At 60.7% G+C, this 13,966-nt stretch carries 14 protein-coding genes and 1 pseudogene; 6 read left to right on the top strand and 9 right to left on the bottom strand.

Translation table 11 applies throughout. From position 1 onward, the window contains the following. Positions 1-2 precede the first annotated feature (2 nt). The 7 genes from JQ632_RS34055 to JQ632_RS39790 all read right to left on the bottom strand — a co-directional run bounded on the left by JQ632_RS34055 (position 3) and on the right by JQ632_RS39790 (position 6,567). Complete coding sequence (locus tag JQ632_RS34055; protein ID WP_212407090.1) at positions 3-815, bottom strand: ABC transporter permease; 813 nt, start codon at positions 813-815, stop codon at positions 3-5. Continuing rightward, positions 815-1,612 carry an ABC transporter ATP-binding protein gene (locus tag JQ632_RS34050; RefSeq protein WP_212407088.1) on the bottom strand — a complete coding sequence of 266 codons (798 nt, stop codon included), beginning with the start codon at positions 1,610-1,612 and terminating at the stop codon, positions 815-817. The genes JQ632_RS34055 and JQ632_RS34050 overlap by 1 nt, the downstream gene beginning before the upstream one ends. After that, complete coding sequence (locus JQ632_RS34045) at positions 1,609-2,385, bottom strand: ABC transporter permease (RefSeq protein ID WP_212407086.1); 777 nt, start codon at positions 2,383-2,385, stop codon at positions 1,609-1,611. Before JQ632_RS34045 ends, JQ632_RS34050 begins: the two co-directional genes overlap by 4 nt. A 20-nt stretch (positions 2,386-2,405) precedes the next feature. Continuing rightward, entirely contained in the window at positions 2,406-3,431 is a 1,026-nt protein-coding gene (locus JQ632_RS34040) for an ABC transporter substrate-binding protein (RefSeq protein ID WP_212407084.1), read from the bottom strand. Between the two features lie 48 nt (positions 3,432-3,479). Further along, a complete protein-coding gene (locus JQ632_RS34035; protein WP_212407082.1) occupies positions 3,480-5,198 on the bottom strand; it encodes an FAD-dependent monooxygenase in 1,719 nt (572 codons plus the stop codon). 127 nt (positions 5,199-5,325) lie between these two features. Then, positions 5,326-5,934, bottom strand: a complete 609-nt coding sequence (locus JQ632_RS34030) for a TetR/AcrR family transcriptional regulator (protein WP_212407080.1) — start codon at positions 5,932-5,934, stop codon at positions 5,326-5,328. 213 nt (positions 5,935-6,147) lie between these two features. Further along, the gene (locus JQ632_RS39790; protein WP_249152734.1) at positions 6,148-6,567 is read right to left on the bottom strand and encodes a hypothetical protein; all 420 of its coding nucleotides are present in this window, start codon (positions 6,565-6,567) and stop codon (positions 6,148-6,150) included. 337 nt (positions 6,568-6,904) lie between these two features. Here JQ632_RS39790 and JQ632_RS34020 point away from each other — a divergent pair, with 337 nt between their 5' ends. From JQ632_RS34020 to JQ632_RS33995, 6 genes and pseudogenes are all read left to right on the top strand, one after another. Continuing rightward, positions 6,905-7,228, top strand: a complete 324-nt coding sequence (locus tag JQ632_RS34020) for a DUF736 family protein (RefSeq protein ID WP_074447821.1) — start codon at positions 6,905-6,907, stop codon at positions 7,226-7,228. Positions 7,229-7,328: 100 nt separating this feature from the next. Then, positions 7,329-8,135 (top strand): DNA -binding domain-containing protein, encoded by an 807-nt coding sequence (locus JQ632_RS40365; protein ID WP_212407078.1) that lies wholly within the window; start codon positions 7,329-7,331, stop codon positions 8,133-8,135. Further along, a pseudogene (trbB, locus tag JQ632_RS34010) lies at positions 8,096-8,886 on the top strand (P-type conjugative transfer ATPase TrbB); the annotation flags it as partial. The gene JQ632_RS40365 and the pseudogene trbB, both read left to right, overlap by 40 nt. 17 nt (positions 8,887-8,903) lie before the next feature. Further along, positions 8,904-9,272 (top strand): TrbC/VirB2 family protein, encoded by a 369-nt coding sequence (locus JQ632_RS34005; protein ID WP_212407076.1) that lies wholly within the window; start codon positions 8,904-8,906, stop codon positions 9,270-9,272. After that, positions 9,272-9,529: a VirB3 family type IV secretion system protein gene (locus JQ632_RS34000; protein ID WP_212407074.1), complete on the top strand. Its 258-nt coding sequence runs from the start codon at positions 9,272-9,274 to the stop codon at positions 9,527-9,529. Before JQ632_RS34005 ends, JQ632_RS34000 begins: the two co-directional genes overlap by 1 nt. After that, the gene (locus JQ632_RS33995) at positions 9,523-11,073 is read left to right on the top strand and encodes a hypothetical protein (protein ID WP_249152733.1); all 1,551 of its coding nucleotides are present in this window, start codon (positions 9,523-9,525) and stop codon (positions 11,071-11,073) included. The genes JQ632_RS34000 and JQ632_RS33995 overlap by 7 nt, the downstream gene beginning before the upstream one ends. 180 nt (positions 11,074-11,253) lie before the next feature. On the opposite strand, the gene JQ632_RS33990 is transcribed toward JQ632_RS33995, so the two are convergent. Together JQ632_RS33990 and JQ632_RS33985 are read right to left on the bottom strand one after the other, a co-directional pair. Beyond that, positions 11,254-12,396 carry a GSU2403 family nucleotidyltransferase fold protein gene (locus JQ632_RS33990; protein WP_212407072.1) on the bottom strand — a complete coding sequence of 381 codons (1,143 nt, stop codon included), beginning with the start codon at positions 12,394-12,396 and terminating at the stop codon, positions 11,254-11,256. Positions 12,397-12,583: 187 nt separating this feature from the next. After that, on the bottom strand, positions 12,584-13,393 hold the full coding sequence (locus tag JQ632_RS33985) for a DUF3363 domain-containing protein (protein ID WP_249152732.1): 810 nt from the start codon (positions 13,391-13,393) through the stop codon (positions 12,584-12,586). Between the last annotated feature and the right edge of the window lie 573 nt (positions 13,394-13,966).

Below are 13,966 nucleotides of genomic sequence, written 5' to 3'. Positions count from 1 at the left end.
GATTAATGCAAAACGACATCCTGATCGACAGGACGCCACGCAAGACAACGCCGCTGCAAAGCCATAAGCACTGCGTCGGACGCGAAGACGATGAATACGATCAAGGTTATGCCGGCATAGACGCCCGCAATGTCTGCAGAGTTGTAGGATTGCTCGATGTAGTGACCTACGCCGTTCTCGGCCGCGAGAAACTCGCCGACAAGCGATGCATTGATGGCCCATGGAAGCGCGGCCCGCAGCGCCGTCCACACGAACGGCTGGACGCTGTTCCAGATCACCTCGCGCGCCACTTCGATCTTGCTTGCCCCGAAGATCGATACCGTTTGTACAAGGTTCGGGCCGATGGATCGTATTCCGGCGGCTGTCGCGACGAAGACCAGGAAGAAGGTCATCAACGCAACGAGCACGATTTTCGACCCAAGACCAATACCGAACCACAGGATGAGGATGGGACTCAGCGCCAGCTTAGGGATTCCGACAGCGGTTCGGGCGAACGGCTCGACTACGGCCTGAAGCCGCGCCGACAGTTGGACAAGAAAGGGAAGTACAACACCGAGACCCGCTCCTACCATGAGCCCTATGCCGGCTTCTTCTGCAGTTGTCGCCATCATCTGGAAGATATCTCGATTCGAGATCAGCTCCATGACCCTGTGGAGCGTGCCTTGCGGCGTCGCGACAAGCGTCGGATATGCCCGCGCGGCCGCGAGCCACATGCCAACTAGCACGACGGCGACCGCCGTGCGTGCGATGATTAATGGCGACGGAACGATTACCATCTGCGACTGACCTGCCGAGATAATTGACGAATTCGGCATCAAACTTGCGCCCTGATCCGATTAAACAAGCCCGGGAACTGCGGTGCGGTCACGATGCTATCGAGCGCTCTAGGGCGTGGGATATCGATGACGTGTTCACCTCGGACGCAAGCGGGCGACTTCGTCAGCGTTATCGTCCGGTCTCCAAGGGCGATCGCCTCATTGATGTCGTGGGTGACGAACAGGATCGTTTTCTCTCCTCGCTGCCACAACTTGACGAGATCCGACTGAATATGGAGCCGAGATTCGGCGTCCAACGCGCCGAATGGTTCGTCCATCAAGATGACCGGCGGATCGTAGGCCAGTGTTCTGATTATGGATGCGCGCTTCCGCATGCCGCCGGACAGCTGGTGAGGATAGTAGCCTTCGAAGCCACCTAGCCCCACTATCTGAATCAATTCGTCGACGCGTTGCTTGGTCTCGCTGTTTAGTCGACCCTGGACTACGAGCGGGTACTCGACATTCTCCCGCAGAGTCCGCCAGGGCAAAAGATTATCGTCTTGCATCACATATCCGATGCGACCGCCGCATCCCGGGGAAGGCTTGCTGCGGCTCGAGTCGTTGATGACTTCGCCGCGAAACAATATCTCCCCTTTCGAAGGAATATCGATCTGCGCGATCATATTGAGCAACGTTGATTTGCCGGAGCCTGAGGGTCCGATCAGCGTGACGAATTCACCTTCGTAGAGCGCAAACGACATGCCCTCTACGACCCAGCGAATGCCGTCTTTGCTCTGCCCTTGGAAGCGCTTGCCAAGATTGCAAACATCCAGGAGCGGCTTACCGTTCAGTCTCATGTGAGGCTTCCCGAACTAACGCCTTTGGAATGAGGACCCTTCCAAGCCAACAGGCGGTCGTGCAACCGATCGATGCCGACGTTGGTGATGGCCACGACTAACGCGAGGGCTGTTACCGCGGCGAGTGCGCCCGTCACCTCGAAATTTCCCGCGGAAAATTGAACCAGATAACCCAAGCCTCTGTTGGAGGAGATCAGTTCGGCAATCGCCGCTCCGCCAATCGAAAGAGGTAACGTCACCTGCACCGCCTGAAAAACGAACGGCAAAGCAGAAGGCCAGACGATGGTGCGCAACAACTGCGCTTCACTCGCGCCCGCAACCTTTGCCATTCGGAGCAGGCGAGGATCGACACCTCGAACGCCTTCCATTGTACTGAAGAACACGAGGAAGAAGCTGACGCTCGCGACGAGAGCAACCTTGCTCCAGATGCCGATTCCGAACCAAATAATGAAGAGGGGGATGAATGCGACCTTCGGCAGCCCGTATCCAATCAAAATGAACGGATCGAGCATCGCAGTCACGAATGGCCGCTTCCGCAGGACGAACGGAAGCGCCAATCCTGGCAATCCGCCGATGACAAATCCGAGGACGGCAGCCAGCAGTGTATAGCCGGCATTGGTCCCCAGGACGCCGTCGAGCGACCAGCGATACAGCTGCTGCACAACGAGAAGCGGCGAACTTATCGACTCAGGCCCAGTCCAGACACTTGCCGCTTGCCAAACAAGCAGCAGCATAGCTCCGAATGCGATTCTATCGAAGGTGGCTCTACTCATGGGTTCTATTCCGTCGCCCTCTACGGAGTGAACGCTGTTAGATAAAGTTCTGACTCGGGGGGCAGTTTGGCGTCAGGAGGAATGATTCCGCTGATCCGATCGAAGGCGATGACGTTGTCTAGCATCGCGCTCGTCAGCTTCATGTCCGGCTGAGCGAACGGGGCAAACACTTCGTAGGATGACTTCAGGATCTCAGGCTCCATCTTGTCGAATGTTTTGCCGAGCGCCTCCAGACTCGCGGAGCGGTCCGATTTCATCAACGCCATTGCGTCCTTCAGAGCCGCCACGAAGCCCTGACAGCGCACCGTTTCGGTATCGCAGTAGCCCGGCCGAACCAGAACGACGTTATATGGAAAGGGCTTCAACTCGGGGAGAGATACCTCCGGCCCCGACAGCCATCGAATACCGCCTTCTTTGACGGCCAGAAGAGAGAACGGAGGCGAGAACACCATAGCGTCGATCGTACCTGCCTTGAGCGCCGCGACCATCGCGGGCGGCTGTAGCGCGGTAATCGTGAAATCGGTCTCCGGGTTCATGCCCGCCTTGATCGCGACGAATCGCAGGAAACTATGGGGAAGACCGTTGATTGCGTCGACCCCGATCGTGAGTCCTTTCAAGACGCGGATTTTTGCCATTGCGTCGGCGTTGGGCGCCATTTCTAGCTTTTTGGCTACAGCGTCGCGGATCACGATATCTGTCGTGAAGCGATCCTGCGTATTGGCTATCGCGACTAGCTTCTGATTTCGGGCCGCGGCCGCAATTTGGATGCCTCCCGAGATCAACGAGAATTCTGCGCTCTTGCCGAGCATCGCGTTGATGACGCCGGGCCCGGCGACATAGATGACCTTTGGCTCGATCCCATGCTGGCGAAAGAAACCACGCTCCTGCGCGATGTAGAGCGGCGCGAATAGGAGGGACTGAGCCGGCAAGGCAATTGTCGTCGGGACCGGCGATTGTGCGAGCGCCTGCGAGGATCCGTGCAGGGCGCTCAGAGCGATCATCGCAAGACTCAATGCTCGTCCTGCGTATTGCATTCCTTTGTTCATAGAGTTCCTCCCTGGCATTGTTGTTTTGTTCGTAAGTTCGCGTTGCTCTCAAGCGGCGGACGGCTCCTCGTCATTTCTGAGGTCCGGTCCCGCCAATGCAGTTCTGAGAGCGCGTTCGAAGAATTTTCCTGGATCGGGCACTGCGTGAAAGCTACGCGCGGCTACGTAGCCGTCGGGTCTAATCAAGATCATCCCGCGCGGACCGATGCCGTATGATTGAACGAATGATCCGTCTTGATCGATGTAGTCGCCGCTCGTGCCAATGCTGCAGGAGCGCCCTGGAACATGAAGCTCTGCGGAAACCTTGGCAAAGGCGCGTTGCCAATCGGCTCCGTCGGGGGTCGTCAGCATCAAGAAGGACCCGGCACCGGCAAGATCGATGGTCGACAACCTGCCGTTTGGTCCTTGCAGCCAGAGATGGGGTGCTCGGTGCCCAGGACAGGCAACCGGTTCGTACTGCTCAATGCGGAAGGGCGGAGCCGACGTCCCGTCAGGCGATATCCATCGGGAGGAATAGGCGTGACCGAATGTCTGGCCTATGTAGTCAAAGTGCTCGCGAAGACTCGGGATCACTTCCCGGATGTGACGCTCCGCTGCCGCGGAATCCGGGCCCTCAAGCATCTTGGCGATCGGGCTGTCGTGCGTTGCCATCCCGGAAAGACCACTCTCCGCCATCTTCATTGCGTTGTGAACGCTCTGCTCGATATTGGTCTGAGCGACAGGACGGCGCTCCTCGTTATAGCTTTCGAGAAGCGAGGCCGGAGCGTTGCCGCGCAACACGAAGGCCAATTTCCACGCCAGATTGTGCACGTCACCAATGCCGGTGTTCATTCCTTGCCCGCCCGTTGGCGGCAGCGGATGGGCGGCGTCCCCAGCGATGAATACCCGACCTTTGCTGAACTGGTCCGCAAGGCGGGCCTGCATTCTCCACGGCAGGATGCTATGGATCTCGAGCGGAACGTCGTCCGAGCCGATGGCTGCACGCACGATCGCTTCGCAGCGCTCGGTCGTGAACGACTCGACGCTTTCCTGGTCCGGATCGAAGGCGAAATTGTACGTCCAACGTCGCCGGCCATCGAGAGCAATGAGCACTCCGCATGTCGTGGCGTTGTAGATCCACCACAGAAGATAAGGCCGCTTTTCGACGAACTCCCATAGGTCGGCCTCGAAGTAGATGCCGATCTGTCGGCCGATTCGTCCTCGTCCCGTCATCCCGATGCCGAGGCGCTCCCTCACGAAGCTGCGCGCGCCGTCCGCGGCAATCACGTAGCGCGCTTCGATCGCCAGGTCGCCGGCCCCCTGCCGACATTCGAGCCGCACACCATCAGGTCGGGACGCGAGTTCTTTGAGCTCGGTGGAGAACAGCACTTTGACGGGCGCAAAGCTTCCGGCAACATCAGCCAAGATTGGCTCAAGCACGTCCTGAGGGCATGACGTCTTGCGGCTCGGACTGGCGGCTTGATGTGCCCGGTCGCGGTCCGGAATGCCCCGTGTCGCCAATACCGCGATATCCGGCCCTGTCAGCCGGGACAGGAAGGAGACTCCCGCGTTGCGCTCTGGAGGCAATCCGGCTTTTGCTACTGGCTCTTCGCAACCAATCGATCGGAATATTTCCATCGCACGCGCGTTGACCACATGCCCCCGCGGATGCGCCGATGTCGACGCATTCCGCTCGACGAGGATCGTGTTCACGCCCAACGAGCCCAGCAAGGCGGCAGCCGTCAGACCCACCGGGCCGCCGCCGACAATTGCCACCTCGGTCTCCATGAGACCCCTCCCGATCGCCAGTGAATTATTTTTCGCGATCGAGAACCAACCTCAAGTTTGACTGACAGTCAACAAAAATTTGACTAACAGTCAATGATGCGGCACGGAACGCGCCATGAACCCTTTGTCAAATCGATGGAATATTCTTTTCGCCAAGCAACTCAGCGTTGGACACCGCAAGTGGGAAAAGCCGGAAAGCCATCTCTACGATAGCGGCCTTGTTCTTTATCTTTCCCTGCACCCAGGCCAGAACGAGCTCATCGAAATAGCCAAGCCAGGCCCGCGTCGCGACAGCAAGTTCAAGCGAGGGCGCAGTCACGCCATAGAAGCCCAGGACCAGCCGAATGCCGTGGCTGCGAGAACGTTCCCAAATGTCTTGGATTGCCGCGGTCCCACCGCCGCGCGAATGGAAAACGTAATCGACCCGGCGTCGGTAGACCTCCTCCATATGCGCGACCAAGAAGCTGCGGAGCTTTTCGGGAGCCGACCCCGCGAGTGTCGCCTGCAGATGAATCCGATCCAGGCGGTCAGCGGCAGCTTGTGAAATTTCCTCGTAGAGTTTGGCCTTCGAGCCGAAGTAGTGGAACGTGAGTCCATGGGCCACGCCCGCTTCGCGGGCAATATCTTCCGCTGAGATCTCGTCGAACGGGCGTTGGGTAAACAGTCTGGTTGCAACTTCAAGGATTCGGTCGCGAGCCGGAATGTCGGCGCGTTTCTTCTTTCGTGCAGTGACCACCGGTTCGACTCAGCCATTAAACTGTGAAGGCATCACCTAACCATTCAGATTGACGGCGAGTCAACCGATACGCGCCGAGTCACGCCCGCTGCTGGGGAGGCACGGGGCAACCGTGCGGAGCTACGGAATCGCAGCAGATGTTACGGCTATCGGAGGCTCGAATGTGACAGTGATGACTTCGGCAAGGCCGCTTTGAGCCACCGCCGCTACTTGTCAGCTATTGGCCCATCTGCGAAGTTGCGCCGGGGCGTACGGAGGTCCGCTCATCGGGGTGGAGCGGACATCGGGCGGCCAGCTGCTTAATGAGTACACGGCATAGACCGCAGCAATAAAGAGCGCGGCGGGCGCGAGCAGCTCTGATAGCTCGATGCGCGTTAGCCAGCCGATGCAAAAGATCAGCGTAACCACGCTGTCGTCGTCCTGGCTGGCGGCGCGGCGAAGATTGGCGTAGAGCTTGCGCGGGCCGAATTCGGGCGCCGCGTGTGATAGGCTCACGTAGTCTTTGTCGCCGTCTATCCGCGGCAGTTCGCGCCCGCCCGATGTCGGTGCCCAGAGGGAATGATCGGATCTCGGGATGGGTTTCGGCGGTCTTGCCGCTGTTCGGATGATGCAGATGCGGGAGAGTAGCAACACCTGTCCCGCCCTCCCATTGTAGCTGCGAGAACGTCTTGTTCCGCCCGACCGGGATGGCTTGTCCTCGTCTGTTGTCAGCGGGGCCGATCCCGTCATGCGTGGCGAAGAGACCTATGGGAAGCGCCCCGCCTGCCAAAACCCTCGCTCGCAAGCTTTTTTCCCCGCCGGACGAAAAGATCCGGCTCCTCGCGGTCGCTCCGCTTCAAAAAAGCTTGTCGCTCAGGTGCTCCGCATGCGCTGCGCCCCGAAGGCGGGTTCGAAGGCGTTTCGCTTCCCATCACGGTCTCGCCATCGCGAGGGGATCGGCTCCTCGCGGGAAAAGCAGAAGAGGAAGACCATGACCGCGATCGGATACGTCACCAAGAACGACAACGGCAGCTACAAGGGCCAGCTCAAGACCGTCTCTATCCGGGCCGACATCGATATCATCCCGAACCGCGACAAGAGCGCCGAAACCCATCCCGACTTCCGCGTCTTCACCCAAGGCGTCGAGATCGGGGCAGGCTGGATCCGCCGCGGCGAGAACAGCCGCAAGGACTATGTGAGCCTGTCGCTGGCAGCGCCGGAGTTCGGACCGCGCAAGCTCTACGCCAATCTCGGCCGCGCCGCCGGCCAGGACGACGACAGCGTGTTTGCGCTGATCTGGAATCCGGCGGACTGACGCCGGCCGGCCCCCCGCGAGAGCTGCTCGCGGGGGCCGTGCTCGCGCGCTCTTTGGACAAATCGATCCAAAGTTGTATTAGTGGTTCGGGGAGCGCCTAGTGAACGGTTCGGTGAATTCCAAGCAAGGCAAGGACAGCGATCGCGCCGGTTCTGGCTCGCCCACGGCCTATGATGGCGGCGACTGGGCCTGGGAGTTCTTGCGACGGAACGCCGACTACATCGCCGACTGGCGAAGCAGCGTGCCTCAGCGCCTGCCGTGCATCACGCTGAACGATGGCACGAAGCTGTTGCGGCTCAGGCGGCGGTTTCTGCAAGCCGAGAAGTGGGGGCTTTATGCCTTCGCCGACCCAAGGCTCGGCGCTCGCAAGACAACTGCATTTTGGCATGTCAGCGCTCTGAAGCGGGTGGTTCGCCTCAGTGCCAGGAAGCCGAACGAGGGCGAGGCAAGCATCCGGCGCCTGTCCGATTTCAAAGCCGAACGGCATGCGGTGATCGGCGCGGACGGTGTCCCGCTGGTCGTCATGAAGCGCAATGGCGTCAGTGTTCCTGTCGAAATCCAAGGGTTTCCGGTGCTGACCGCGGCGTTTACGCCGGTTTATGAGCTGCATGATCTCGACGATCTGACAGCTCAAGCCGAGCTTCTAAGACGTCTCCAGCGCTTTACCGACGTGGACTTTGCAGCGATTCAAAAGCCTCCCTTCGCAAGCGGCGAGCGCCTGCACCAGGCCCTGATCGCGCTCGACGAGAGCCTGAAAGGCAAGACCTACCGACAGATCGCAATCGCGATCTTCGGAGAGAAGAAAGTCACTGAGGAATGGCACGGGCATAGTCAATTCTTGCGCGATCGCACGCGGCGGCTCGTGGCCAATCCGAGCGGATCATCCGGCTTGTCGCCAGCCACGTGAGGGCGGAAGCGGGCGGTTCGTCTCCGATTGTCTCGGCGGAACTCCCCGAGACGGGTGAACGCTTTGAAGGTGTCTTGCCGCCGGTCGCGCTCGCCCCTTGCTTTGCCATTCGCAAGCCGGCAACGACCACGTTCCGGCTATCCGATTATGTCAAGGCGCAGATTGCTTCGCCATTGATGGCTAAGGTGCTGACAACCGCGGTGACCGAGGCGCGCAGCATCCTGATCGCCGGCGGCACCGGGTCGGGCAAGACCACGCTTGCCAATGCGCTTCTTGCGGAGATCGCCGGGCTAGAGGAGCGGGTGATCATTATCGAAGACACCCGCGAGCTGCGTTGCGATGCCAAGGATGCCGTGACGCTCCGAACCAAGCCGGGCGTCGCGAGCCTTGCCGATCTTGTCCGCTCCACGCTGCGCCTGCGGCCCGACCGCATCATCGTCGGTGAGGTCAGGGCGCCGAAGCCCTCGACATGCTGAAAGCCTGGAATACCGGTCACCCCGGCGGGATTGCCACTGTTCATGCCAACTCGGCCCGAGCTGCGCTCTACCGGATCGAACAGCTCATCCAGGAAGCAGTCGCAACCGTGCCGCGCCGGCTCATCGCCGAGGCAATCGATCTGATCGTCTTCATCAAGGGGCGAGGGCCAGCGCGACGCATCGAGGCCGTCGCCGAACTCAAAGGTCTCGACCCGTCTGGCGACTACCTGCTCGAGACCCCGCCCGGACTTCCAAACACATCCCATCGCCCCTGACCTCAAGGAGACTGCAAATGTCCATTCGCCTATCTCTCAAGGTGCGTTCTCGCCTGCGCGGCTTCTGCTCGGTCAGCGGATTGCCGCTGGTCACGCTCGGTGCAGCGTCGGCTTGCGTGCTGCTCAGCGCCACGGCGGCACACGCTGCCGGTTCGGGCATGCCCTGGGAAGCTCCGCTCGAACGAGTCCTGGAGTCCGTGCAGGGACCCGTCGCCAAGATCGTCGCCGTCATCATCATCACAGTGACCGGCATATCTCTGGCCTTCGGAGACACCTCCGGCGGATTCCGCAAGATGGTCCAGGTCGTATTTGGCCTCTCAATCGCCTTCGCTGCGAGCTCGTTCTTCCTGTCGTTCTTCTCGTTCGGCGGCGGAGCTCTGATCTGATGCGTCCCGATGGTTTTGAGCTCGTGCTCCACCGCTCGTTGACCGAACCCATCCTGATCGGCGGCGCCCCGCGTGCGGCCGCCATCCTGATCGGGACCCTCTCGGCCGTGCTGGCGCTCGGCCTGCGCCCTTGGTTCGCAGGCCTCATCCTCTGGGTCATCGGCCACAGCGCGGTCGTGTGGCTTGCCAAACGCGATCCGGCCTTCGTCGAGGTCGCCATCCGTCACACCAAGCACAAGGGACAGCTCGCATGCTGAACTTGAGAGAATTCCGCGGCAATGCCTATCGGCTGGCTGATTGGCTGCCTTGGGCATGCCTGGTCGCGCCAGGCGTCATCCTCAACAAGGACGGCAGCTTCCAACGGACGATACGCTACCGCGGGCCGGACCTCGACAGTGCGACCGAGGCCGAACTGATGAGCGTCGTATCTCGCGTCAACAACGTTCTGAAGCGCTTTGGCTCAGGCTGGGCCCTCTTCTTCGATGCCACGCGCATCCCAACTGGCGAATATCCGAGGTCGGAATTTCCCGATCCGGTGTCGTGGCTGGTGGATGAGGAGCGACGGGCCGGTTTCGAAGGCCCCGCCGGGGTGGCGTGGGAGGATCCGTCACGCCCCGGCGGGCAGCACTTCGAAAGTGTGCTCCATCTTACGCTGATGTATTTGCCGCCGGCCGAAACGGTCTCGCGCCTGGAAGGCCTGTTTCTGGAGCGTCCCAAGGCGAGGGATCGCGCGGCGCGAAAAGAACAACGCACTCAGCGCGTCCCGTCGAGCAAAACCCCCAAGCAAGGGGACATCGACGGTGAGATTGATGAGCAACAGAGGTTTGCCAGCAACGAGAAGGGCTATCGCGATCATCTCCAGAGGTTCATCCAGGAAACCGATCGGGTGATCGATCTGCTCTCGTCAGTCTTGCCCGAGATCTGGCCTCTCAGCGATGCGGAGGCGCTCACCTATCTTCATAGCTGCATCTCGACCAAGCGCCATCCGGTCAGCGTTCCCAAGATCCCGGCCTATCTCGATTGTTTCCTAAGCGATGAGCCTTTGACTGGGGGACTGTCGCCGGCGATCGGGCGGAGCCATCTGCGCGTGTTGACGGTCCTTGGGTTTCCGCACGTCACATTTCCAGGCTTGCTCGATGAACTGAATCGGCTCGGCATTGCCTATCGCTGGGCAACCCGGTTTATTCCGCTCGACCGTACGCAGGCAAACGCAACTCTGTCGCGATACCGGCGGCAGTGGTTTGCCAAGCGGAAGTCGCTCGGAGCGATCCTCAAGGAGGTCATGTTCAACGAGCAGGCGGCGCTGCTCGACACTGACGCCAGCAACAAGGCACTTGATGCCGACGCGGCGCTCTCCGAGCTCGGCGACGATCTGGTCGCCTTCGGCTATATCACCACGACCGTTAGCGTAAGCGATGAGGACTCCCATCAGGCTGATGAGAAGATCCGTGCGGTCGAGCGGGTGATCAATAGCCGCGGCTTCACGGCCATCCGCGAAAGCGTCAACGCCGTCGAAGCCTGGCTCGGCAGTCTGCCGGGCCAAGCCTATGCCAACATCCGCCAGCCGATCGTCCACACCCTGAACCTCGCCCATATGTGTCCGCTGTCGGCGGTGTGGGCCGGACCCGAACGGTGTGAGCACCTTGACGGCCCGCCGCTTCTGATCGCCAAGACCAAGGGGGCGACCCCGTTTCGGTTGTCGCTCCACGCCGGGGACGTCGGGCACACCATCATTGTCGGACCTACGGGAGCGGGCAAGTCGGTCCTGCTTTCGATGCTCGCGCTGCAATTCCGTCGATAGGCGCGGTCTCCAGCATAATCGGTGACGCGGACGTAATCGGCATGCCGATATCGGCATCCTCATTGGCAGCACCCGCGTGGCAGAGGCGATCATGTTGATGCAGGCTTGTGCTGCCGCTGCTGCTGGTCGAGGCGACATTGGAGCAGGAAGCTCGAGACCGGTACTAGGCCTGCCCCAAGGTCATTTTGGCGTTGGAGCCGGCTCGCCGGTGGACTTATCTGCCAGATCGTAATCGGCTGGATCGGAGCCGAGCTCGGATACACCCTTCGCAAGTTCGGTTCGGAGCGACATCTGGAAGTCATCGTCATAGGTCGCGATGCTGGTGCGTATCGCGGCTTTCCACTGATCGCCGCGATCCCATGCCTCCATGAAAGCAGAGGCAAGATCAGCGTGCTGCCGATTTGCGATCATCGCCTCAGTGATCGATCGGGCCTGAAGCCGATCCTTCGCACTCTTGGCGGTTGCGTCTCGATCCTCCTTGCGGCGGGACCCGATAATGAGCTTGTGGATGGCGTAGCGTTCGGGCGATGGAATGAGGACTGACAAGCCCGCACCGTGCAGCAGCACGGCGCGGATGGGCTGGTAGATCAGGTAGTCGAGGAAGCGGAGCGGAAGTGCGGCCGCCCCGCCCAAAGCCGGCATCGGGACTGGTTTGCCGGCCTGGTCATCGGACCACTGGTTCGGCGTCAGGAATTCCACCTTGAAGTTGTCCCTCGAAACGAATTGGGTGGAGACCCTGCCGTCGGCCTGGCTCGGAACCTCGCGGAAGGTTGGATCGACATGTCGAAGCACCTCCAGGATCGGAGGCATGGAGTCCTTGATCGCGACCGAAATTTCATGGAATTGCGCAAAGTCGGCGTCGCCGGTCTGCATGGCGACCGCATCCAAGCGTCGGCCGAGTACAGCGGAGTAACACTGGTAGGCAACGGTGCCGACGAGCACGCCCCTCATACGAAAGAAGCCCGCCTTCGCCAGTTCTTCCACCACTTGGCCAGCCATCGGCAGAGGACGCGGCAGATAGGCCTGGCGCGTCAGTGTGGACACGAGACGGCGGCGTCCCTTGAGGTCGGCCTTCAGGTCCTTGAACGCTTCGACCCTCTTGGTGATTTCCGGGTCATCCACCGGACCCACGTAGCGGCGATCCTGGGCGCCCCCTTCAGGTTTGGGCGTGTCGAAGTACCAGTATTTTTTGCCCTTGACCTCGACGGCCACGAACCGACCGTTGGCGGAGAATTCGGACGTGAAGCTTTCATCCAGGCTCCGCTGGACGAGCTCCGAGTAGAGCGTCTGGTAGGAGATATCGAGACGTTGGTTCGGCGCCATGGCAGACCCCGCTATACTATTTTCGCGAAAATAGTATAGCTTTTGGAAGTCGGAGGATACAGAGATATACTAAAATCGCAAAAATAGTATAATGATAAATATTTTCAAATGCTTATATGGTGAATCCAAAAGGTCCTCGCGAACAGCCTCGCGGGGAGGGTGAGCTGTCGCCGGCGCAATCCAGCCTCTATCGTCCAATCCCGCACTTGATGCCGATCGACCAGGATATGCCCTCCCCGCCGACCTGACCGGTGACCAATTGCCCGCGCGCCCGCTCCAGCACCGGCCGCCACGGCACCAACACGAACTCGTGGGACCGCTCGATCAGGGCGAACCGCCCGTTGTTCAGCGTCAGCATGCGCCGGTAGACACCCTCGATCTTGTCGCCGGACTTGACGTCGACGTGTTCAAGGCCGGTTCGCGCGGATATGTCGGCCGCAGTCCTCGCCAGCTCGCGCGCCTCGAGCGTCTCGAGCATATTCCGGGCAAAACGCATCTGGCCGCCTTGCTCTCGCGCGAGCCCCTGCTCGATCAGCCATTGCCGTCTTGTTCGGAGCGCCGTCTCCACCTCCGCCCCAAAGCCGGTCGATGCGAGCTCATCGGGCTCCTTCCCAACAAGCTTGCGATCGAGCCAGGTTGCACCCAGCGCCTGCGGCAGATCCTCGAGCCGTTGCCATGACAGCACCGCGGCCCGCACCGGATTGCGCGTTTGCTGGAGCTGCTCGTATTCAAGCGCCCGGTCCAGATAATCCCGCCCGACGTTCCAGCTGCCATCGGCAAGGCGGCTGACCATCCCCTCGCGCCGCATCGCCTCCAGGCGCCGCACGTGCGACCCGACATATTCGCCGGATGCTTGCGGATCGAATTCCCGATGCAGACGGTCGCTATAAAAGCCGTCGTGCCGGGCGGCGACACTAGCGATCGTGCGATCGATTGCGCGCGGCCCGGCCCCGCCGACAACAGAAGAGGACAAGACCCGCCCGATCGGGCGGGACAAGACGATCTCGCAGCTACAATGGGAAGGCCGGACAGGTGTTGCTACTGGCCCGCATCTGCATCATCCGGTCTGCGGCAAGAGCGCCGAGACCCATCCCGACTTCCAGATCATTCCCTCTGGACACCCGACGTCAGGCGGGCGTGATCTGCCCCGGAGAGAACGGCGACAAAGACCATGTGGGCCCGTCGCTGGCGGGGGCTGAGTTGGCGCTAAGCAGGCTCTCTTCCAGCCTTGGCGGTGCGTCAGGCCAGGGCGGGGATGGCGTGGTTACGCTGATCTTTCTAACGCGCATCGACGTACCAGAGCTGCTCGCCGGCCGCCGTGCGTTTATTGTAGCTGTCTAGGACGTGTACTCATTAAGCAGCTGTCCGCCCGATGTCCGCTCCACCCCTAACAGCGGCGAAAAAGCGGACATCCCCCGAGGTCTCTGAAGGGCCGATTTTGTTGCAAAAGTCGGCTGTAACCGACGGATGTCTTTCGGCCATTTGGTAAGGCCGACCGGCTTTGATCCGCCGACCCTGACGCTCTCAACGCAACTCCTACGCTACGCAATGCACAGGGCATGAGCGGGTG

The sequence above is a fragment of the Bradyrhizobium liaoningense genome, from assembly GCF_018130955.1.
Classification (GTDB): domain Bacteria; phylum Pseudomonadota; class Alphaproteobacteria; order Rhizobiales; family Xanthobacteraceae; genus Bradyrhizobium; species Bradyrhizobium liaoningense_C.
Note: the sequence above shows the minus strand (reverse complement) of the source record. Positions and strands in the feature narration are given on the sequence as shown.